An 18,734-nucleotide genomic window follows, 5' to 3' on the forward strand; every position below is an offset into this window, starting at 1 on the left:
GCAAACCCGGTCCCGGTGGAGAGGGATCGCCTGCAAGCCCCCGCTTTCAGCGCATGTGCAGGATGATCGGGCTGCTGCTGGCCGGGTCGGTATGCCCGCGCAGCTTGCCGACCGCTTGCGCATCGACCGCGCCACCCTGGTTGCCCCAGGTGCCGCGCACGAAGGTCAGGACCTCGGCGATTTCCCGATCCGACAACTGCTCGCGAAAGGCCGGCATGCGGTAGGCATCCGGCACGCCGGCGGCGACCACGCGCTGCGAGCCGTTGAGGGTGATGTTGATCGCCGATGCATTCTCCTTGGCCAGCGCCGAAGTGGCTCCCGCCAAAGGCGGCATCCACTCGGCCTGGCCCTGGCCGTCCAGGCCATGGCAGGAGGCGCAGCGGGTCACGTAGGTGTGGGCTCCGGGGCTGTCCAGGCGGGCGGCGGACACGGCCTGGTACTGCCAGGGCGTGCCGTCGCGCTGCGGATCGCCGGGCAGCGACTTGAGGTAGCGGGCGATCGCGGCCAGGTCCTCGTCGGCCATGAACTGGGTGGAGTTGTTGAACGCCTCGGTCATCGAGCCGTAGACCACCGCATGCTTGTTGCGCCCGGTCTTGAGGAACTGCACGATCTGCGGCTCGCTCCAGCGCCCCAATCCGCTGTTGGCGTCCTGGCGCAGGCTCGGTGCGTACCAGCCGTCGAGCAGGGCGCCGGCAAGGAACGGCGCGCCGGACTCGTCCAGGGCTTTCTCGTTGAATGCCAGGCCACGCGGGGTGTGGCAACTGCCGCAGTGGCCCGGCCCCTGGACGATGTAGGCACCGCGGTTCCACAGCGCGTCCTCGGCGGGCTTGGCCGCGTAGGGCGTGGTCGGGGCGAACAGGCCGTTCCACAGCGCGATGGGCCAGCGCATGTTGAGCGGCCAGGGAATATCGCTGGGAACGTTGGGTTGGCTGGCCGGTTGCACGCCTTTCATGAAGAACGCGTACAGCGCGCGCATGTCATCGTCGCTGAGCTTGACGTAGGACGGGTAGGGCATGGCCGGGTAGAGCCGCCGGCCGCCCGGCGCGACGCCCTGGCGCACGGCGCGGTCGAAGTCGGCCAGGCTGTAGGCACCGATGCCGGTGTCCCGGTCGGGGGTGACGTTGGTGGCATGGATGGCCCCCAGCGGCGTGGCCATCTCCAGGCCGCCGGCGAAGGGCGCCTTGCCCGGCAGGCTGTGGCAGGCCACGCAGTCGCTGACCCGGGCGACATATTCGCCGCGGCTCACCAGGGCGGGGTCGAAGCTGGCTGCCGCGGCCTGTTCCTGCTCGAAGGGCGAGGCGGGCTGGCGGGTCACATACCAGGCCAGCAGGCCTGCCGCGACCAGGCACGGCAAGGCCAGCCAGCCTGCGGTTCTTGCGAATCGGCGGTTATTCATGGGCAGTCCTTGTCGTTAGCTGAAGGTGTATCGGCTCAATGGCAGGCTACGGATGCGCTGGCCGGTCAGCCGCGCTACCGCGTTGGCCACTGCCGGCGCCACCGCGGGGAGCGGGGGCTCGCCGATGCCGCCCATCTTTTCGCCACTCTCGACAATCCGCACATGCACCCGCGCCATGCGTGAAGGCGGCAGGATCGGGTACAGGTCGTAGTTGCGCGCCCGTGGTTTGCCGTCGACGTAGACCGCTTCTTCCACCAACGCCTGGGACAACCCCAGGGCCACGGCGCCATTGACCTGGGCCTCGATGATCGCCGGGTTGACGATGCTGCCCGGGTCGATGGCCTGCCAGATGTCGTGGACCTTGACCTGGCCGCCTTCGATCGACACCTCGGCGATCACCGCCGTGTACGAGCCGAATGGCGAGGCCATGGCCACGCCGCGGGCGCGTCGAGTGCCGTCCTCGGCGGTGAACGGGCCACGCTTCCAGCCGCCGGACAGTTCGCCCACCGCCTGCAACAGCGTGGTCAGGCGCGGGTTGTCGCGCAGCAGGTGCTGGCGGAGCTCGTAGGGGTCGCGGCCACCTTTGTCCGCCAGTTCGTCGAGGAAGGCTTCGTAGAAGAAGTCGTTGAGCGAGTTGCCCACCGAACGCCAGTAGCCGAGCATCACCGGCCCTTTGACGTAGATCTGCGCGATGCGCTTGTTGGCAATCGCGTAGGACTTGCCCGACAGCCCTTCGAGAGCCGAGGGGTCGAGTTTTTCGCCCTGCTTGCCGGCGATGGCTTCGGTGGGGCCTTCGGTGGCGCTCACCGCTTCGATCGCCACCGGCAGGCCTTCGGCGTCCAGCGCGGCGCGGAACTTGACCACGGCAACCGGGCGCAGCGCATCGCGCACGAACTCTTCCTCACGGCTCCAGATCAGCTTGACCGGACGGCCGACGGCCTTGGCCAGGGCGATGGCCTGCGGGTAGGGATTGGCCGAGTCATAGAGAAAATGCCGGCCGAAAAAACCGCCCAGCAGCGGCGAGTGCAGGGTGATCTGCGAAGCAGCAAGGCCGGTGCGCCTGGCGATGTCGTCACGGAACATGTCCGGTGCCTGGTTGGGCAGCCAGACCTCCAGCGAGCCATCGGGGTTGTAGCGCGCCAGGGCCGAAGGCGGCTCCAGCTGGGCGTGGTTGAGGTACTGGTTGTGATAGGTGGCTTCGACCCGGGTCTTGGCGCTGGCCAGGGCGGCGGCCACGTCGCCTTCGTTCTCGTCGTCGCGGGCCGGGCCTTGCTGGGCGGCGAGAAAATCGCGGAACGCATCGCTGGAAAAATCGGCGGGCATCGCCCGCACCTTCGAATCGGCCGCCGCTTCCAGCCAGTCGACCTGGATGGCTTCCACTGCGCGTTTGGCGTGCCACCAGCGTTCGGCGACCACCGCCACCGCGCCGGGCAACTGGTGAACGGAGTGCACACCTTTCATGGCCTTGACCTGCGCCTCGTTGCGCAGGCTGCCCACGGTCATGCCCAGGCGCGGCGCGTGCTGCACGGCGGCATGGAGCATACCGTCGACTTTCAGGTCGATGCTGTACAGCGCCTTGCCGGTGGACTTTTCATAGGCATCGACGCGCCGTACCGGCTTGCCGATCCAGCGGAACTGGCTCGGGTCGCGCAGGGTGATGCTGGCCGGGTCGGGCACCGGCATATCCAGGGCGCGACCGGCCAGCTCGCCGTAGCCCAGGGAGCGACCGGAAGCGGCGTGCAGTACCCGGCCAGGCGCGGTGGACAGCTCGGCCACCGGGACGCCCAGCTGTTCGGCGCCGGCCTGCAGCAGCATGGCGCGGGCGAGGGCGCCCAGGCGGCGCATGGTCGGGTAGCTCATGCGCACCGACATGCTGCCGCCGGTGATGCGCAGACCGTTCTCCATCACCACGTAGGCTTCGCCAGGCGGCGCGCTCTCGACCACAAAGGTGGCGGGATCGGCATCCAGCTCTTCACCGACGATCTGGGCCATGGCGGTGTGGGTGCCTTGTCCGCCTTCCATGAAGGGGCTGAGCAGGCGCACGGTGCCATCCGGGCGAATCTCGAGAAACGCCGGGACCTGGGTCCCGCGTTCCGCGGCGGTGGCCGTGGCGGCCAGGGCCCGGGCCGAGCCGAGTGGCAGGCCGAAGCCGAGCACCAGCGCACCCACGGCGGTACCGGTCAGAAAGCGCCGGCGGGACAGGTTGACCGGCTCGTCCAGCGCCAGGTTCAGAAGTTCATTAGCGGAGTCGATGGGCTTGTTCATCAGGCGCTTTCCTTCTTGGCAGGCTGTGCGGCCAGGTCATGCACGGCGGTGCGGATGGCGTTGTAGGTGCCGCAGCGGCACAGGTTGACCATCGCCGCATCGATCTGCGCATCACTGGGCGCGGCGTTGTGCTTGAGCAGCGCGGTGGCCGCCATCACCTGCCCGGACTGGCAGTAGCCGCACTGCGCCACCTGATGTTCGACCCAGGCGGACACCACACGCTTGCCGACCTCGTCCGTTTCGATCGCCTCGATGGTGGTCACCTCGCGGCCGACTACCCCGGCCACCGGGGTGACGCAGGCGCGCACCACGTTGCCGTCCACCAGCACGGAGCAAGCGCCGCACTGGGCCAGGCCGCAGCCGTACTTGGTGCCGGTCAGGCCCAGGTCATCGCGGATCACCCACAGCAACGGCGTGTCGGCGTCGGCATCGACCTGATAGGTCTTCTGGTTGATTCGTAGTTCCATGGCTCACCTGCTGATCATCGGTTGGTGTGTCGTTGTTTTTTCTTCAGGGAGGCGCTACGAGGCGCCTCCTTGGTCAAGAAACGCGGGTAAAGGCGCGGGTACGCCAAGCCGCTGCCCCGTGCGCCGGGCTGGCCGCAAGCACGTTGGAGTGGGCCGGCAGGCCCGGTGAGATAACGGGAAAATGCGAGGAGGTATCGAGAGTGTGTGCCAGGGGCGATGCCTGGCCGGCGCTGGCGTGGGTCATGGCGGCTGGCTCCTAGTGACCGGAACTCTAGCCCAGGGGCCAAGGGTTTCCTATCCGATACCCGTCAAGCTCATAGGATCAGGCAAGTATTCCAGAGGATTGCGCAAAAGCGGCGGGCTTGGCTGGCTGGAGCCACTGCACAAGGTAGGGGGATGGGGCGGCTGCTCAGGAGGAGGGCGAGGCGGGAGAGCGTTGCGATGAACCATCGGGCCGCGCAACCTGCGCGCGACCCGATGGGGTTGATCCCTGCTTAGATCCGGTGGATCTGGGTGATGTGCGGCTTGCCTTTGATAGGCGCGTAGATTTCCACTACCGCTTGCCAACTTTCCGACGAGCCAGGCAGCGTCGCTTTCGATTGATAGCGATAGTTCGTGCCGTTGACGACCTGGGTCGAAACCAGTTCAGGTGTGTACTGCACACCCACGAACCCGGCCAGGGCTTCTTTGAATACTTCCTGATCCTTTGGGGTCAGTTTGTGATAAGGAGTCCATCCGCCAACAAAGTTCTCTTGAGCCGACATACGATATATCTCCATATATAAGTTCCTACTCGTCTGGCTTTTCGGAGTCCGCCCCGTTTATTGAATGGTTTCCGGAATCCATTGTGCCGGGTGGTTTTCCCGAGTGCTGTTCCTCGTGGAACAGGGCGTTTGGGAGAGCACCGGCACGTACTGCACACATCGCGCACTGCAGGCCAGCAAGTGGCGAGCGCGAATGTCGGGTCATGGAGGATGAGGTGGTAGTCGTCGGCTTCAGATCCTTGTCCCTGATAGAAACAGCCTTCGATGAACGATGACTGCCAGACCTCCATGTCTTGTCCGCAGCAGCTCTGCTTATGGGGCATGCCGCTGGATGGCCTTAAGCTATCAGGCATCGGCGGAAAGTCTGTGCGCATTTGGCTGTCCGAGCTGTAAGGCGTTGGCTATTGGCTACCAACGGCCACAGGCATTGTCGTTAGAACGTCGATTTGCCAATGGACGCTCCGCCATCGACAAACAATGTCTGGCCAGTGATAAAGCCGCTCTGTTCCGATAACAGGAAAGCGATGGCCGCCGCGATTTCATCCGGCTGACCGAGCCTGCCCATGGGAACGCTCGCCAGGTAACGTGCTTCACCGTCGCTGCCGAGCGGATTCCCGGCACGGAACAACTCGGTTTCCGTGGGGCCTGGAGCAACGGCGTTGACGGTGATCCCGCTGGTTGCCAGCTCCAATGCCCAGGAGCGCGTGAAGCTGACCAGCGCGGCTTTTGCCGCGGCATAGGCGGTGCGGTGCGGGATCCCCAGGATGGTCAGGCTGGAGATATTGACGATCCTTCCCCAACCTCGATTGCGCATCCCCGGCAGCAAGGCTTGCGTTGCCTGCAAGGCGCTATGCAGGTTGATCCGCATGACTTCATCAAAATCGTCGAGCTGTACATCGCCCAATGCCTGCGGGCGCACCAGGCCAACGTTATTGATCAAGCCATCGAAGGCATAACGTGAAACCAGGCCCGCCAGCGTTTTTTCGGTCTGCTCCCGGTCGCCCAGATCGAGGGCAACAAGGGTGCCGGGAAAGTCTGGATCGTCGCTGTTGCGAGCGATGCCGACCACATGGTGGCCCGCTTGGGACAATTGGTTCGCAAGCGCACGGCCGATGCCTTTGCTGGCTCCGGTGATAAGGAAAGTACGAGTTTTCATTGCGATGCTCCAAACACCCGGCAACATCCGGGATTGGGGGAGGGGACAGGTTCATAACCAGGATGTGGTATTCGCGATGGCTGCAGTCAATGCAATACGAGGCGATTCAGGTCGGGTCCAGAAATAATCAGGAGAGCCGTTGTCGCCCCTGCCTGGATACTCTAGTGAGGCGCGCCGTGACGATAAACCACCCCTGGTGGAATTCATCTGGACTTAAAAAGCAATATTCACGGCCGGCTTTGCCGATCATTCAACCGGCTCTGAAGCAGAAATGGCTGTCTGCGTAACCCCAACTGCTTCTGGCATTCCAGCGGGGACATGCCGAACCAGCGATTGAATGCTCGGGAAAAGGTGCTGACGTCGGCGTAGCCGAGCAGTTGCGCCACGTGGGTCATGCTGATCGAGGGGATTTTCAGGTAGTTGTGCACCATTCCCTGGCGGGTCTCATCCAGCAGTCGCTGGAAGGAGGTGCCTTCCTGCGCCAGGCGGCGCTGCAGTGTGCGTGGGTTTATCGCCATGCAGTCGGCAACCCGCTCGATCGTGGCCCGACCGCTGGGCAACAGGTTGCGCAGCAATTGCCTGACGTAGCCCGGCATTTCGTCCGCGGCCAGGCGCTCCATGCCGCTCAGATGTTCAGCCATCAGTTGGTGCAGGGTTTCATCGGCAAGACTCAGTGGCAGCGCCAGCACCGAGGCGTCGAACAGCAGCCCGGTGTGGGCCGCGGCGAACGTCGGCGTAATACCCAGCGCCCGCCGATAGGCCGACTCATTGCCAAGGGGAGGGTGGCGAAGCAGCACCGCCTTGGGTTGCCAGTCTCCGCCTGCCAAGGTGCGCATCAGTCGCAGGCCGACACCACAGGCCAGCTCTTCTGCCTGGGGCAGTCCGGGAACGGCCTGTTCACCGGCCCGATAGCTGAGGAGTGCCATGCCGTCGACGACATCCAGGCCGATTTGCGCCGCGCCGTTGTAAAACCCGTAGTGGGTCCGCAGTTCGAACAGCGCATCACCGACGGTCCTGGTGTTGTGGATCAGGTAGAAAATATCGCCAAAGACATCGATCCCCTGGTAGAGCCCATACTCCAGGCCGAACAACGCGTTGCTGGAGCTCTGCTGGCAGAGCTCCAGCAACTCGCAGTAGCGACGGAAGGACAAGATATCTTCCGGACGGCGCAGGGATGCCGGCGGCAGGGAAGCGCAGCGCAACATATGGGTCGGATCCAGACCCTGACGGGCAGCGAATTTGTCGAAACCCGCAAGGCTGAGTGCGCGAATGAAAGGATTGATCGTCATGTTCCGCCACTTCTATTGCCGATGAGGGGGTTGCAAACGCTGCTTCCACTTTTGCGGGCTCATGCCGTTCCAGCGGTGGAAGGCCCGGGAGAAGGCGCTCAGGTCCGCGTAACCGAGCAGGCTGGCCAGCTGCGTCAGGCTGATCGACGAGTCGCAGATATAGCGCGTGGCCATTGCCTGGCGCGTCTTGTCCAGCAGCTCCTGAAAGCCAGTGCCTTGGGCCTGAAGATAGCGCTGCAGGGTACGCGGGCTGATCATCATGTACTCGGCGACCTGGCGTATCGTCACCTGGCCGCCGGCAAGCCGGCTGCGCAACAGTTTCTGCACGTAGGACGGCAGCTCCTGCAGCGTCACCCGGGCCAGCTCGTCGATATGCTGCTGGACCAGTTGCTGGCATCTGGCATCCGTCGGGCCCAGCGGGGTCGCCAGCAGCGACTCATCGAATACCCAGGCATTGACCGGGCTGTCGAAGCGCGGAAGCACACCCAGCAGGGCCCGGTAGGCTCCGCGGTCCGCGGCGGCAGCATGGCGCAACATCAAGGCCCGCGGTTTCCAGGCGTGCCCCAGCAAGTCATGCAGCAAGTGCGCGGCCACGCCCATGGCCAGCTCCACGGTCTGCCGCACCGAGGTCAGATCGCCGTCGGTGATGTCGTACAACAGCAGGGCACTGCCGGCCTGTCGTTCGAGACGCACTTCCGCGCCATCGCTATGGACATGGAAATAACGGGTCAGCAGCGTCAGCGCTTCCCCCAGGTTGCCGGTGCTGCGCATTGCGTACAGCAGCGGCCCTAGCCCTTGCGGCCCTTGGCGCAGGCCGAACTGCAGGCCGAACAGGGGATTGTTCGCACGCTGTGCGCACAGCTCGATCAAGGCATTGAACTGCACGCCGGAAAGCTGCCCGGGTAACGGGTCTGCGGGCAGCTTGACCTCAGCCAGGGCCAGGGACGGATCGAGCCCCAGGCTGCTGACAAACTCAGTGAACCCAAGCAGGGCGGTGCCTCGGACAGTAGACGTCATCTCAAGCCCTCGAGTGAGCCATGGGGCGTGGCCAGGCGCGCGACCCGAGCACCTGGCAGGATTTGCACAATAACTGGCGCGATCTGCAAAGCTTTTACCCCTGCTGGCGACCAGACTCGAATCACCAATAACAAAAGACCTGCGTTCAGCCCGAGGCTGGATGATGGAGGTATTCGATGCGCCGGTTCCTGTCCGCTTTCCTGGTTGTCGCCCTGATCTCGGGCGCCGTCTATTTTCAGTTTCAGCCTTCGAACAAGACGATTCACCATCAACCCAAGCACCCTCCGGTTGCCAGCATCAGCGAAGCGCTCGGCCATTTCTGAGGGCGCGCACTCACACCCAAAGAGCCGTTTCCGGCGTGGGCGAACGCTCGTTCGACACGCCGGGACACAGGGCTCCATGCAAAAACATCTGCTCCAGTGTGCGGGCTGAATTGGCATTGGCCGCGCGCCCGCGTTGTTCGGCATCGACCATGCCGTAGATCAGGGTGATGAACAGTTCGCTGAAGATCGCCGCGGTAATGTCGATACGAAACACGCCTTTTTGCTGGCCGCGCAGGAAAAACGCGTCCAGCGCTTCGATGTAAGGCCGCCAGCGCGCGTCGCCGCGTTCGAAGTCGAGGAAGTCGGGGCGGTATTGCACCATCAGGAACGCCAGCAGCTCACGATGGGCCAGGTGTTCTCTGATCAGGCGGCGCAGTGCCTCCAGCGGCTCGGCGTGCTGCAACCCGGCGCTCTTGATGATCCGCTCGAGCGTGCCCTCGGCGTACGCCTCCAACTGGTGTTCCAGGTTTTCCCGTGTGCCGCAGTAGCGATGCAGTGTCGCCTTGCTTACCCCTGCCAATTGCGCCAGCTCCTTCATGGTGGCGCGCGGTCGATTGACCACCGCCAAGGTCAGCGTCTTGAGCAGATGTTCATCATGGGAAGTCGGGGTCATCACCAAGCCTCGGATGGATTTTCCGGATGGGCACCTGTGCAGGTCACTATCCAGGTTTCTGAAATATGACAAATATTACCCATATGAGACATTGTTGACTCATTGGGATTTAGAAAGTAGCATTCGAGTCGTTTTCAATCAAGCCTTGGGTGATTTATGGGCAATTTGCGTGCAATAGGGATGGCAGGCTCGTTGGCAGCAGCCATTGCGCTGGCCGGATGCGGTCCGGCGAATGAACAAGAGAGCGTGGCCGAAGTGGCGCGTCCGGTAGACGTGGTAGCGGCGGTGACCGAACCCCTGGCCCTGATCTCGGAGCTGCCGGGCAGGGTCGAGCCCATGCGTGTGGCGGAAGTGCGTGCACGGGTGGCGGGGATCGTCATGAAAAAACGTTTCGAGGAGGGGGCTGATGTAAAGGCCGGCGACCTGCTGTTCCAGATCGATCCGGCGCCGCTCAAGGCGGCGGTATCGCGGGCCGAAGGCGAGCTGGCGCGTGCCCAGTCCGCAGTGCAGGAGGCGCAGGCGCGAGTCAAGCGCTACGAACCGCTGGTGAAGATCGAGGCGGTCAGCCAGCAGGACTTCGACAGTGCCACCGCCGACCTGCGCAGTGCCCAGGCCGCGACCCGTTCGGCCCAGGCCGATCTGGAAAGCGCCCGGCTGAACCTGGGTTATGCCTCGGTCACCGCGCCGATTTCCGGCCGTGTCGGCCGCGCCCTGGTAACCGAAGGCGCTCTGGTCGGCCAGGGTGATGCCACGCTGATGGCGCGGGTTCAGCAGCTCGACCCGGTGTATGTCGATTTCACTCAGTCGGCGGCGGATGCGCTGCGCCTGCGGGAATTGCTCAAGGACGGAAAACTCTCCGGCGACGACAACAAGGTGCTGTCGATCCGCGTTGAAGGCACGCCTTTCGAGCGCCAGGGCTCACTGCTGTTCACCGATGTGGCCGTGGATCGCGGCACCGGGCAGATTGTCCTGCGCGGCAAATTCGACAACGCCGACGGCACTCTGCTGCCGGGCATGTACGTGCGGGTGAGCACACCCCAGGGAACGGATAACCAGGCGATCCTCGTGCCGCAGCGCGCGGTGCAACGCACCAGCGATGGCAGCGCCCAGGTGTTCGTGGTCGGCGCGGACGAGCGGGTCGAGGCGCGCGCGGTGCGCACCGGCACCATGCAGGGTTCTCGCTGGCAGATCAGTGAAGGGTTGAAGGCGGGGGACCAGGTCATTGTCGGTGGTCTGGCCGGCCTGCAACCGGGTGCCAAGGTCACGCCTAGCCAGTCGCAGGCCCAGGCTCAGTTGCCTGAGTCGAAACAGTAAGGCCGAGTTCGCCGCGAGGATTTTCCGATGTCTCAATTCTTCATCAAGCGCCCGAACTTCGCCTGGGTCGTGGCGCTGTTCATTTCACTGGCGGGCCTGCTGGTCATTTCCAAGCTGCCGGTGGCGCAGTACCCCAGCGTCGCGCCGCCGCAGATCACCATCACTGCCACCTATCCCGGCGCCTCGGCGAAGGTGTTGGTGGACTCGGTCACCACCGTGCTCGAGGAGTCGCTCAACGGTGCCAAGGGCCTGCTCTACTTCGAGTCGACCAACAACTCCAACGGCGTGGCCGAGATCGTGGTCACGTTCCAGCCCGGGACCGACCCGGACCTGGCCCAGGTGGACGTGCAAAACCGCCTGAAGAAGGCCGAGGCGCGCATGCCGCAAGCCGTGCTGACCCAGGGCTTGCAGGTCGAGCAGTCCAGTGCCGGCTTCCTGCTGATCTACGCCCTCAGCTACAAGGAAGATGTGGAGCGTAGCGATACCACGGCGCTGGGTGACTACGCCGCGCGCAACATCAACAACGAGCTGCGGCGCCTGCCGGGCGTCGGCAAGTTGCAGTTCTTCTCCTCCGAAGCGGCGATGCGCGTCTGGATCGACCCACAGAAACTGGTGGGCTACGGGCTGTCCATCGACGACGTGAGCAATGCCATTCGTGGCCAGAACGTCCAGGTGCCGGCCGGTGCCTTCGGTGCCGCTCCGGGCAGCTCCCAGCAGGAGCTGACCGCGACGCTGGCGGTCAAGGGGACCCTGGACAATCCGGATGAGTTCGGCCAGATCGTGCTGCGCGCCAACGAAGACGGCTCCCTGCTGAAGCTGGCCGATGTCGCGCGCCTGGAAGTCGGCAAGGAGAGCTACAACCTTTCCTCGCGCCTGAACGGCAAGCCGACCGTGGGCGGCGCGATCCAGCTGTCGCCTGGCGCCAACGCCATTGAGACCGCCACCCTGGTGAAGGCGCGCCTCGCCGAGCTGTCGGCATTCTTCCCCGACGACATGGAGTATTCCGTACCCTACGACACCTCGCGCTTCGTCGACGTGGCCATCGAGAAGGTGATCCACACCCTGATCGAGGCGATGGTCCTGGTGTTCCTGGTGATGTTCCTGTTCCTGCAGAACGTGCGCTATACGCTGATTCCATCGATCGTGGTGCCGGTGTGCCTGCTGGGTACGCTGCTGGTGATGTACCTGCTGGGCTTCTCGGTGAACATGATGACCATGTTCGGCATGGTCCTGGCCATCGGTATCCTGGTGGACGACGCCATCGTGGTGGTGGAGAACGTCGAACGGATCATGGCGGAAGAGGGGCTCTCTCCGGCCGAGGCCACGATCAAGGCGATGCAGCAGGTCTCCGGGGCCATCATCGGCATTACCCTGGTGCTGTCGGCGGTGTTCCTGCCGCTGGCGTTCATGGCCGGTTCGGTGGGTGTCATCTACCAGCAGTTTTCGGTATCGCTGTCGGTATCGATCCTGTTCTCCGGTTTCCTTGCCCTGACCTTCACCCCGGCGCTGTGCGCCACGCTGCTCAAGCCGATTCCCGAGGGGCACCACGAGAAGCGCGGCTTCTTCGGCGCCTTCAACCGGGGTTTCGCCCGCGCCACCGAACGCTACTCGTTCCTGAACACGAAGCTGGTGGCGCGCACCTCGCGCTTCATGCTGGTGTACGTCGGCATCATCGCCGTACTCGGCTATTTCTACCTGCGCCTGCCGGAAGCCTTCGTGCCTTCGGAAGACCTGGGCTACATGGTGGTCGACGTGCAACTGCCGCCCGGCGCAGCCCGCTCCCGTACCGACACCACCGGTGAAGAACTCGAGCGTTTCCTCAAGTCCCGCGAGGCGGTGGCCTCGGTGTTCCTGGTCTCGGGCTTCAGCTTCTCCGGCCAGGGTGACAACGCTGCGCTGGCCTTCCCGACCTTCAAGGACTGGTCGCAACGCAGTGCGCAACAGTCGGCCGAGGCGGAAATCGCGGCGGTCAACGAACATTTCGCAATGCCTGGCGATGGCTCCATCATGGCCGTGTCGCCACCGCCCATCGATGGCCTGGGCAACTCCGGCGGTTTCGCGCTGCGCTTGATGGATCGCGGCGGCCTTGGCCGCGAGGCGTTGCTGCAAGCCCGGGATACGCTGCTCAGCCAGGTCTATGGCAACCCCAAGTTCCTCTACGCGATGATGGAAGGCCTGGCCGAGGCGCCACAGCTGCGCCTGGTGATCGACCGCGAGAAGGCACGCACCCTGGGTGTGAACTTCGAGACCATCAGCGGCACGCTGTCCTCGGCTTTCGGCTCGGACGTGATCAATGACTTCACCAACGCCGGGCGTCAGCAGCGCGTGGTGATCCAGGCCGAGCAGGGCGCACGGATGACTCCGGAGAGCGTGCTCAAGCTGTATGTGCCCAACGCCAAGGGCGACCTGGTACCGCTCAGCGCCTTCGTGACCATGAAGTGGGAGGAGGGGCCGGTCCAACTGGTGCGCTACAACGGCTATCCGTCGATCCGCATCGTTGGCGACGCCGGGCCCGGTTTCAGTACCGGCCAGGCCATGGAAGAAATCGAGCGCCTGGCCTCGCAGTTGCCGGCCGGTATCGGCTACGAATGGACCGGCCTGTCCTATCAGGAGAAGGTTTCCAGCGGCCAGGCGACGCAACTGTTCGCCCTCGCCATCCTGGTGGTGTTCCTGTTGCTGGTGGCTCTTTACGAGAGCTGGGCGATCCCCCTGACGGTGATGCTGATCGTACCGATCGGCGCGATCGGCTCGGTGCTCGCGGTCATGGTGGTCGGCCTGCCCAACGATGTGTACTTCAAGGTCGGCCTGATCACCATCATCGGCCTGGCGGCGAAGAACGCGATCCTCATCGTCGAGTTCGCCAAGGAACTGTGGGAGCAGGGCTACAGCCTGCGCGACGCGGCGATCGAGGCGGCCCGCCTGCGTTTCCGGCCGATCATCATGACCTCCATGGCCTTCATTCTCGGCGTGGTGCCCCTGGCGCTGGCCACCGGTGCCGGCGCGGCCAGTCAGCGCGCGATCGGTACCGGGGTGATCGGCGGCATGCTCAGCGCGACCTTGCTGGGTGTGCTCTTCGTACCGATCTGCTTTGTCTGGGTGCTGTCAATGCTGCGCAGCAAACCGGCCCCCATCGAACAACCGGCCCTGGCCCAGGAGTGACTCCATGCGTATCTCAGCCTTTTCTACGCTTCTGATCGCCATGGCGCTGGGCGGGTGCTCGCTGGCGCCCACCTATGAACGTCCTGTCGCGCCGGTGGCCGACAGTTGGAGCGGCCAGGCCCATCAGCGGGGCAGTGCAGTCAACGAGATGGTCTGGCAAACCTTTATCGTCGACCCCGACCTGCGCCGCCTGGTCACGACCGCGCTGGACAACAACCGCTCGCTGCGCCAGACGCTGCTGGACATCGAGCAGGCCCGGGCGCAGTACCGGATCCAGCGTGCCGACCGGGTGCCGGGGCTGAACGCGGGTGCTTCGGGCAATCGCCAGAGAGTACCGGCCGACCTGTCCAACAACGGCAGGTCGGGCGTAGTCAGCAGCTATCAGGTGGGCTTGTCGCTGCCTGAATACGAGCTGGACCTGTTCGGTCGGGTGAAGAGCCTCAGCGATGCCGCGTTGCAGGAATACCTTGCCACCGAAGAAGCCGCGCGTGCTGCGCAGATCGCCCTGATCGCCGAGCTCAGCCAGGCTTACCTGATTCATGATGGCGCCCTGCGCCGCCTGGACCTGACGCAACAGACCCTGGCCAGCCGCGAGTATTCTTTCGCCCTGATCAGCCAGCGTCGCTCGGCCGGTACCGCGACCGCGCTGGACTACCAGGAGGCCTTGGGCCTGGTGGAGCAGTCCCGCGCCGAAGAGGAAAGCAATCAACGGCAGAAGCAGCAGGCGTTCAACGCGCTGGTTCTGCTGCTCGGCACCGCGGACGCCGCGAAGTCGATACCTCAAGGTGTGCGCAAGGAACCGATGCTGGTCCAGGACATCGCGCCGGGCACCCCCTCGGCGCTGATCGAGCGGCGCCCGGACATCCTCGCCGCCGAGCATCGCCTGCAGGCGCGTAACGCCGATATCGGCGCGGCGCGCGCGGCGTTCTTCCCGCGCATCAGCCTGACCGGCAGCTTCGGCACCTCCAGCGCACAGATGTCCGGTCTGTTCGATGGCGGTTCGCGCTCCTGGAGCTTCGTGCCGAACCTGTCCCTGCCGTTGTTCGACGCCGGTCGCAACAGTGCCGGCCTGAGCCTCGCCGAAGCCCGCAAGGACTCTGCCGTGGCGGCGTACGAAGGCACTATCCAGACGGCGTTTCGCGAAGTGGCGGACGCCCTGGCGGCCACCGATACCCTGCGTCGGGAAGAGGCGGCCCGGCGCGCCCTGGCCGACACCAGCAGCGAGTCGCTGAAGCTGGCCAAGGCCCGGTATGAAGGGGGCGTGGACAGTCACCTGCGTTATCTGGACGCCCAGCGCAGCAGCTTCGTCAACGAGACGCTGTTCATCGAAGCCAGCACTCAGCGGCAGATTGCCCTGGTCGACCTGTTCCGCTCCCTGGGCGGGGGCTGGCCGTCTGCACGACACCAGGCCGAGCAGGCCAGCAGATAAGGGTCGGCAATAACTTCCTGGGTTGGCGCATCCAACCGAGCTTTAGCCCCGTGGACCTTCAGGTCGCGGGGCTTTTTTTGGCCTGCGCCATGGCTGGAGAATGGGGCAGTAGAGCGGGGCAGCGATGTCGATTGATAAGCCTGGAGCAGGCTACTTGGGGCTCACCGCCGCGGCTGCGCCATGCAGGAACATCTGTTCCAGCACGTTGGCTGAATTGGCGCTGGCCGCGCGACCGCGGCGTTCGGCATCGATCATGCCGAAGACCATGGTCAGGAACAGTTCGCTGAAGACCGCAGCGGTGATGTCGATGCGAAAGGCGCCCGCTTGCTGGCCACGCAGGAAGAACGCATCCAGGGCATCGATGTAGGGTTGCAGGCCTGTAGCTTCACCATTTATGCCGAAGGTGTCGGGGCGATACTGGAACAGCAGGAATACCAGCATTTCGCGGTGCGCCGGGGCCAGGTGTTCGTTAATCAGGCCACGCAGTGCTTCCTGAGGTTCATCCTGCTGCAGATTGGTGGCAGCGATGATCCGGTTGAGCACCGTATCGCCGTGGCTTTCCAGGATCTGCACCAGATTGTCGCGAGTGCCGCAGAAGCGGTGCAGGGTGGCCTTGCTCACCCCGGCGGATTCAGCCAGTTCCTTGAGCGTCGCCCGAGGGTGGTCGACAATGGCCAGCGCCAGCGCCTTGATGAGTCGTTCGTCTTGAGGGGTCAGGGACATCAGTCGGTCTCGGATCAAATTTCAATGGCTGGTATTGTGCAGGAAAAGCTCATTGCTTCAACGAAAAGCGATGAAGATACTTCATCTGAGACATTATTTCCTCAGGCAATCCATGAGGAAATCTCTCTTCTCGTTCCCGTACCCGTCACCGCGCACTGACCTCCAGGGCGCGGTTTCGCCGCGGCTGGACAATCGCCATGGTCAGGTTTTTTGAGCGTCATGATCTGCATATTCTGTGGCGTGATCTGCAAAGCTTTTGCCTGTACCAGCCCCCAGAATCGAAACCCTCAATAACAAAAGACACTGCATTTGGCCCCGGCCGAATGACGGAGGTTTTCGATGCGCCCATTCCTTTTTTCCTGCCTGGCCGTGACGCTGGTTTCACTCGCCGTCTACTCCATTCACTCGTTTTACTCGCTGGCTTCCTTTGGCTCTGTGGCTTCGGGGGCCGCCGCCAGCTCCCCGCAGAATTATCCCGTTGCCAGCATCGGCGAAGTCTTCAGGAACTTTTGACGACCAGGGCCCCATGAGCCCACGAGCGCATGCGCGGCGACAGCCCCGATGAAATGCACAACACCCGTTCGCAGTCCTGGTAATGCCAATTAAGGATCTCCCATGTGCGACCTGATCCACTTCCGTCTCGAAGGCAGCCTGGCCTTGATCGGCCTGTCCCGTCCGCCGGTCAATGCACTCAGCCAACCGCTGCGCGCCGCCATCATTGAGGCGTGCGAGCGCGCGGCGGCTGACATCAGGGTGCAGGCCATCATTCTTTATGGCGAGCATGGCCTGTTCAGTGCCGGTGCCGACATCGGCGAATTCGGCACCGAGGCCTGTTTTGCCGAGCCGGACCTGCCCAGCACCCTGGTCCGCCTGACCGAAATCCCCAAGCCCCTGGTTGCCGCCATGGGCAAGCTGGCGCTGGGCGGCGCCCTGGAGCTGGCCCTGGCCTGCGGATACCGGATGGGGGAGCCGGGCACCCGGGTCGGCCTGTCGGAAATCAACCTGGGCCTGCTGCCCGGGGCGGGCGGGACCCAGCGCCTGCCCAGGCTGATCGGTGCCGAGTCGGCGCTGAACCTGATTCTTTCGGGTGAACAGATAGACGCCGAACGCGCCCGCATGCTGGGTATCCTCGACCGCATCGCCAGCAGCGCCGAGCAGTTGCTCGATGAGGCATGCGCTTATGCCAACGAGTTGATCGAGTGCGGTGCACCGGCGCGCCCGGCGGAGGCCTGGCCGAAGCCGGCCGAGGACCTGCCGGACGATTTTCTCGCGCGCTACCGCGCCGAGCACGAACCTCGCTGGAAAAGCCGCCTGGCCCCGCGCCTGGTGCTCTCGGCGCTGGAGGCCGCCTGCCTGTTGCCACTGGAAGAGGGGCTCGCCCGCGAGTTGGCGCTGTTCAAGCAGGCCGAAGCGTCCCGCCAGTCGAAGGCTCTACGCCATGTGTTCTTCGCTGAGCGCGAGGCCGGGCGCGTTCCAGGTATCGGGTCGGACATTACCCCGCGCAAGCTGGACAAGGTCGCGGTCATCGGCGCCGGCCCCCTGGGTGCCGGCATTGCCATGAGCTTTGCCGACGTCGGTATCCCCGTGGCCTTGCTTGAACCCGAAGGTGGCGCGCTGGATCGCGGCCTGATGCAGATCCGCAAGCTCTACCAGGCCAGCGTCAAGCACGGAAAAATGAGCGCCGCACAGCTGCAGCAACGCATGGACCTGCTGTTCGGCACCCTTGACTACGAAGATCTGGCCGACGCCGACCTGGTTATTGAAGCGCTGTACGAGAAGCCGGGCGTCAAGCGGCAGGTGTTCCTCAGCCTGGAACAGGTCTGCAAGCCAGGCGCGATTCTCGCAACCAGCACGTCGTCGCTGGATATCGATGCCATCGCGGCGAGCCTCGGTCGTCCGCAGGATGTGATCGGCCTGCATTTTTTCAGCCCGGCCAATGTCATGCGCCTGGTGGAAGTCGTGCGCGGCAAGGCCACCGCGCCAGAGGTGCTGGCCAGCGCCATGCAGATCGCCAAGCGGATCGGCAAGCTGCCGGTGATCTCCGGCGCCGGCCAGGGTGCTATCGGCGAGCGCATGCTCGAGCCCTATGCACGCGAAGCCCATCGCCTGGTACTGGAAGGCGCAACGCCGGCGCAGGTCGATAGCGTACTCACAGGCCTGGACTTGAACATGGGAGTGTTCAGCATGCTGGACCTGGCCGGCATCGACGTGAGCTTCCTGACGCGCGACGCCAATCGCGCCGCCACGGCCCATGATCAGAGCTACTGCTGCATCGCGCAGGAACTGTGCGCCCTGGGACGCTACGGGCAGAAGACCGGGCGGGGTTTCTACCTCTACGAGGGCCAGAACCGCCAGGAAGACTACGAGGTAACCGCGCTGGCAGAACAGCTTGCCGGTGAGCTTGACGTTCCCCGGCGCGCGATCGAAGACCTGGAAATACATGATCGCTGCCTGTTCATACTGATCAACGAGGGCATCCAGCTACTGGACGAGGGTATCGCCCTGCGGGCCAGCGACATCGATCTGGTGTGGATCAACGGCTACGGTTTTCCCGCCCATCTTGGCGGCCCGCTGCATTACGCCGAGCAACTGGGGCTGGACCAGGTGCTTTGCGGCATCCTCCACTATCGCCAGGCTCTCGGTGAGTACGGCCAGATGTGGTTCCGCCCGGCGGCGCTGCTGGAGCGCCTGGTCGCCGCTGGCAAGACCCGCATCGAACGAATCTGAAGATTCCCCCTTTCTCCGGGGGAGGGCGAGGCCTGGGGGCGACCACGCATCAACCTCAGCCTGGCCCGATCCCGAAGAAAGAGGGTCCAACC

At 64.3% G+C, this 18,734-nt stretch carries 15 protein-coding genes; 6 read left to right on the forward strand and 9 right to left on the reverse strand.

What is annotated here, in order from left to right; translation table 11 throughout:
* Window positions 1-46: 46 nt before the first annotated feature.
* The 7 genes from PVZ80_RS32945 to qhpR all read right to left on the reverse strand — a co-directional run bounded on the left by PVZ80_RS32945 (window position 47) and on the right by qhpR (window position 8,354).
* Window positions 47-1,396: a c-type cytochrome gene (locus PVZ80_RS32945; RefSeq protein ID WP_016702997.1), complete on the reverse strand. Its 1,350-nt coding sequence runs from the start codon at window positions 1,394-1,396 to the stop codon at window positions 47-49.
* A gap of 15 nt (window positions 1,397-1,411) precedes the next feature.
* Window positions 1,412-3,661: a xanthine dehydrogenase family protein molybdopterin-binding subunit gene (locus PVZ80_RS32950; RefSeq protein WP_273865085.1), complete on the reverse strand. Its 2,250-nt coding sequence runs from the start codon at window positions 3,659-3,661 to the stop codon at window positions 1,412-1,414.
* Entirely contained in the window at window positions 3,661-4,128 is a 468-nt protein-coding gene (locus PVZ80_RS32955) for a (2Fe-2S)-binding protein (RefSeq protein WP_009049030.1), read from the reverse strand. Before PVZ80_RS32955 ends, PVZ80_RS32950 begins: the two co-directional genes overlap by 1 nt.
* 494 nt (window positions 4,129-4,622) lie before the next feature.
* The gene (locus PVZ80_RS32960) at window positions 4,623-4,892 is read right to left on the reverse strand and encodes a hypothetical protein (RefSeq protein WP_009049031.1); all 270 of its coding nucleotides are present in this window, start codon (window positions 4,890-4,892) and stop codon (window positions 4,623-4,625) included.
* 433 nt (window positions 4,893-5,325) lie between these two features.
* Window positions 5,326-6,048, reverse strand: coding sequence for an SDR family oxidoreductase (locus PVZ80_RS32965; protein WP_016702999.1), 723 nt, complete (start codon window positions 6,046-6,048; stop codon window positions 5,326-5,328).
* Between the two features lie 227 nt (window positions 6,049-6,275).
* Window positions 6,276-7,337 carry an AraC family transcriptional regulator gene (locus PVZ80_RS32970; RefSeq protein ID WP_016703000.1) on the reverse strand — a complete coding sequence of 354 codons (1,062 nt, stop codon included), beginning with the start codon at window positions 7,335-7,337 and terminating at the stop codon, window positions 6,276-6,278.
* 12 nt (window positions 7,338-7,349) lie between these two features.
* Window positions 7,350-8,354, reverse strand: a complete 1,005-nt coding sequence (gene qhpR, locus PVZ80_RS32975; protein ID WP_016703001.1) for an AraC-like transcriptional regulator QhpR — start codon at window positions 8,352-8,354, stop codon at window positions 7,350-7,352.
* Between the two features lie 176 nt (window positions 8,355-8,530).
* On the opposite strand from qhpR, the gene PVZ80_RS32980 reads away from it, so the two are divergent.
* Complete coding sequence (locus PVZ80_RS32980) at window positions 8,531-8,677, forward strand: hypothetical protein (RefSeq protein ID WP_016703002.1); 147 nt, start codon at window positions 8,531-8,533, stop codon at window positions 8,675-8,677.
* 10 nt (window positions 8,678-8,687) lie between these two features.
* On the opposite strand, the gene PVZ80_RS32985 is transcribed toward PVZ80_RS32980, so the two are convergent.
* Window positions 8,688-9,290, reverse strand: a complete 603-nt coding sequence (locus tag PVZ80_RS32985; protein WP_009049035.1) for a TetR/AcrR family transcriptional regulator — start codon at window positions 9,288-9,290, stop codon at window positions 8,688-8,690.
* A 156-nt stretch (window positions 9,291-9,446) separates the two neighbouring features.
* Here PVZ80_RS32985 and PVZ80_RS32990 point away from each other — a divergent pair, with 156 nt between their 5' ends.
* From PVZ80_RS32990 to PVZ80_RS33000, 3 genes are read left to right on the forward strand one after another with little or no spacing between them, the layout of a single operon-like run.
* On the forward strand, window positions 9,447-10,604 hold the full coding sequence (locus PVZ80_RS32990) for a MexC family multidrug efflux RND transporter periplasmic adaptor subunit (RefSeq protein ID WP_009049036.1): 1,158 nt from the start codon (window positions 9,447-9,449) through the stop codon (window positions 10,602-10,604).
* 27 nt (window positions 10,605-10,631) lie between these two features.
* Window positions 10,632-13,763, forward strand: coding sequence for an efflux RND transporter permease subunit (locus PVZ80_RS32995; RefSeq protein ID WP_009049037.1), 3,132 nt, complete (start codon window positions 10,632-10,634; stop codon window positions 13,761-13,763).
* A gap of 4 nt (window positions 13,764-13,767) precedes the next feature.
* Window positions 13,768-15,192, forward strand: a complete 1,425-nt coding sequence (locus PVZ80_RS33000; RefSeq protein WP_273865086.1) for an efflux transporter outer membrane subunit — start codon at window positions 13,768-13,770, stop codon at window positions 15,190-15,192.
* 150 nt (window positions 15,193-15,342) lie between these two features.
* On the opposite strand, the gene PVZ80_RS33005 is transcribed toward PVZ80_RS33000, so the two are convergent.
* Complete coding sequence (locus tag PVZ80_RS33005) at window positions 15,343-15,915, reverse strand: TetR/AcrR family transcriptional regulator (RefSeq protein ID WP_009049039.1); 573 nt, start codon at window positions 15,913-15,915, stop codon at window positions 15,343-15,345.
* A 339-nt stretch (window positions 15,916-16,254) separates the two neighbouring features.
* On the opposite strand from PVZ80_RS33005, the gene PVZ80_RS33010 reads away from it, so the two are divergent.
* Window positions 16,255-16,428: a hypothetical protein gene (locus PVZ80_RS33010; protein ID WP_016703004.1), complete on the forward strand. Its 174-nt coding sequence runs from the start codon at window positions 16,255-16,257 to the stop codon at window positions 16,426-16,428.
* A gap of 102 nt (window positions 16,429-16,530) precedes the next feature.
* A complete protein-coding gene (locus PVZ80_RS33015; RefSeq protein ID WP_110177149.1) occupies window positions 16,531-18,642 on the forward strand; it encodes a 3-hydroxyacyl-CoA dehydrogenase NAD-binding domain-containing protein in 2,112 nt (703 codons plus the stop codon).
* Window positions 18,643-18,734: the final 92 nt, after the last annotated feature.

The sequence above is a fragment of the Pseudomonas sp. B3G-3 genome, from assembly GCF_028640915.1.
Classification (GTDB): domain Bacteria; phylum Pseudomonadota; class Gammaproteobacteria; order Pseudomonadales; family Pseudomonadaceae; genus Aquipseudomonas; species Aquipseudomonas chlororaphis_I.

Coding starts and splice junctions, on each gene's coding strand:
- PVZ80_RS33010 (WP_016703004.1), top strand. CDS start 16,255: ATGCGCCCATTCCTTTTTTCCTGCCTGGCCGTGACGCTGGTTTCACTC.
- PVZ80_RS32990 (WP_009049036.1), top strand. CDS start 9,447: ATGGGCAATTTGCGTGCAATAGGGATGGCAGGCTCGTTGGCAGCAGCC.
- qhpR (WP_016703001.1), bottom strand. CDS start 8,354: ATGACGTCTACTGTCCGAGGCACCGCCCTGCTTGGGTTCACTGAGTTT.
- PVZ80_RS32985 (WP_009049035.1), bottom strand. CDS start 9,290: ATGACCCCGACTTCCCATGATGAACATCTGCTCAAGACGCTGACCTTG.
- PVZ80_RS33005 (WP_009049039.1), bottom strand. CDS start 15,915: ATGTCCCTGACCCCTCAAGACGAACGACTCATCAAGGCGCTGGCGCTG.
- PVZ80_RS32970 (WP_016703000.1), bottom strand. CDS start 7,337: ATGACGATCAATCCTTTCATTCGCGCACTCAGCCTTGCGGGTTTCGAC.
- PVZ80_RS32980 (WP_016703002.1), top strand. CDS start 8,531: ATGCGCCGGTTCCTGTCCGCTTTCCTGGTTGTCGCCCTGATCTCGGGC.
- PVZ80_RS32995 (WP_009049037.1), top strand. CDS start 10,632: ATGTCTCAATTCTTCATCAAGCGCCCGAACTTCGCCTGGGTCGTGGCG.
- PVZ80_RS32945 (WP_016702997.1), bottom strand. CDS start 1,396: ATGAATAACCGCCGATTCGCAAGAACCGCAGGCTGGCTGGCCTTGCCG.
- PVZ80_RS32960 (WP_009049031.1), bottom strand. CDS start 4,892: ATGTCGGCTCAAGAGAACTTTGTTGGCGGATGGACTCCTTATCACAAA.
- PVZ80_RS32950 (WP_273865085.1), bottom strand. CDS start 3,661: ATGAACAAGCCCATCGACTCCGCTAATGAACTTCTGAACCTGGCGCTG.
- PVZ80_RS33015 (WP_110177149.1), top strand. CDS start 16,531: ATGTGCGACCTGATCCACTTCCGTCTCGAAGGCAGCCTGGCCTTGATC.
- PVZ80_RS32965 (WP_016702999.1), bottom strand. CDS start 6,048: ATGAAAACTCGTACTTTCCTTATCACCGGAGCCAGCAAAGGCATCGGC.
- PVZ80_RS33000 (WP_273865086.1), top strand. CDS start 13,768: ATGCGTATCTCAGCCTTTTCTACGCTTCTGATCGCCATGGCGCTGGGC.
- PVZ80_RS32955 (WP_009049030.1), bottom strand. CDS start 4,128: ATGGAACTACGAATCAACCAGAAGACCTATCAGGTCGATGCCGACGCC.